We start from the raw sequence: 1,826 nt of genomic DNA on the forward strand, positions 1-1,826 counted from the left end.
AAATAGGATATCCAATACCAATAACTTTCAATTGGTTTGATCTATACATGGACATATATGACAAAGAAGTGGTTTCTGATAATACGATTGGGGAGTTTAAAAATTATCTTCTTAAATTAGCTGAGTATTTAACCGATGTAATTTCCTATGTTAATGAACAGTATCAAAGTATAGGCAGGTATGAACTTCTAAAAAAATTAAAAAAATAAAATGTACCACCTTTTGCAGGTGGTTCATTTTATTATAACTCTGTCTGCTCTTTAACATTTCGCTTTGAAGCAGTATATTTGCTTATCGTATCAATCAATTTCCCATAAACTATATGTGTTCCGTAATATAAATGTGAAATAGCATTTAAAAAAGATAAATTCCCTTTTATTAAATGTTTTAAATATAATTTTTTATTGTAAAACTCGAATTCAGTTTCAACAATACCTGGAATTTCTAAATCTTCCTCGATAATAATATTTCGATTATCTGGCCTCAATAATATTCTATCTTGTGCTATTTTATTAAGTTCTAAAATTACTTTATATTTCCTAGCCTTATTTTCATGATTATGTGTAAATATAAAGGAATCAAAAGAAGGTTCTCCATTTTGTTCTTCTTGATGGAACCAAATATATGGATTTCTCTTATCTTTAAACTTCATAACATAGTTAGCGCCTGCACTCTTTTTGGCCTTTATCCTAACTAACCCCGTTTCTATATAGTATAGGTAATCTTGTTCTGTCATTGAATTAGTGTAGTGGATTAAGCGTGTATTAGATAACTCATTATACTCATCACTTGAAATCTTGTATGAATAATATTTACGTTTTTTCCTTAAATGTAATTCAAAACATAATCCTAATATCACTAATAACAGTATATTTATAAACGTATTATTTATTATAAACCATGAAACTATTGCAACCATTCCAAATATTATAATACCTAGTAACATAAATGTTACTGCAAAAGGGAGAACTAGTAATGTTCTCCATGTTCCAATATTTCGTCCTATATTATTTTTAACTATCTCCATTTTTTATAATTCTCCGTTCTTATTTAGTTTGAAAATAATATGTGCTTTCAAAATCTACAATAAATGACTCTTCACATTTCTCACAATCCATGTCAAAAGTTCCTGACATGTCTCCAACTTCTAAGTAATCATCAAAATTAAGATGATTGAAACCACAGTGAGGACATTTTATAAAATTGCTGGTTTTATTCACCCTATTATTAACCTTTAAATAGTTTTTAACTTCCTCGAGAACGACCGAAACATCTTCAACCGTTTTATATTCATCCACAAGATATTTCAGCTCTTGTTTTATTGAAGCCTTTTTAATCGGATTAGAATGGAGCGATTTTTCAAACTGACTAAGCGCATCTCTAAAAATTTTAGCCCTTCCTTTTTTAAAACCATATTCTTCAGCAACTTCATCTAACTTATTAAAAACATCTATATCAGACTTAAAATCTAAATTTTCTTGTTCTTGATTTCTCATCGAAGGAAAATTATTTGAAGGAATATACCCTTCCATAATGAATGTAGAAAGTTCATACGATAACTCTCTTTCTTCAATTAACGAAGCTAATTTTGTTTTTGTGCCCACTGGTACTTTAAAAGTTTGTCTACTGTACTCACTTTTTTGTATGGGGTTATTTCTATAACGCTCCACTAAATTTTTCATAATATCTCTCATTATAGAAGAATGATTTATATTAACGCCTTTTAATTTAGCCTGCTTAACTAGTAGTTCTAACTTATTAATTTCAGCCTCATTCATCCAATATGGTTGGATTACTTTTTCAGTTTCAGCCCTATCCTGTAGACT

At 28.8% G+C, this 1,826-nt stretch carries 3 protein-coding genes; 1 reads left to right on the forward strand and 2 read right to left on the reverse strand.

Annotation, left to right across the window (positions count from 1 at the left end; all coding sequences use genetic code 11):
* Window positions 1-209, forward strand: a 209-nt coding sequence (locus ACF1AK_RS36265; protein ID WP_391503073.1) for a hypothetical protein, incomplete at its 5' end; no start/stop codon positions are given.
* Window positions 210-241: 32 nt separating this feature from the next.
* Here the strand turns inward: ACF1AK_RS36265 and ACF1AK_RS36270 are convergent.
* Together ACF1AK_RS36270 and ACF1AK_RS36275 are read right to left on the reverse strand one after the other, a co-directional pair.
* Window positions 242-1,027 (reverse strand): hypothetical protein, encoded by a 786-nt coding sequence (locus tag ACF1AK_RS36270; protein ID WP_391503074.1) that lies wholly within the window; start codon window positions 1,025-1,027, stop codon window positions 242-244.
* A gap of 19 nt (window positions 1,028-1,046) precedes the next feature.
* A partial coding sequence (locus ACF1AK_RS36275) for a hypothetical protein (protein WP_391503075.1) occupies window positions 1,047-1,826 on the reverse strand: 780 nt, incomplete at its 5' end.

This window comes from Kitasatospora sp. NPDC015120 (genome assembly GCF_043080305.1).
GTDB lineage: Bacteria > Actinomycetota > Actinomycetes > Streptomycetales > Streptomycetaceae > Kitasatospora.

What these genes read in the sequence shown, in the direction of transcription:
- ACF1AK_RS36270 (WP_391503074.1), bottom strand. Translation starts at nt 1,027, where the DNA reads ATGGAGATAGTTAAAAATAATATAGGACGAAATATTGGAACATGGAGA.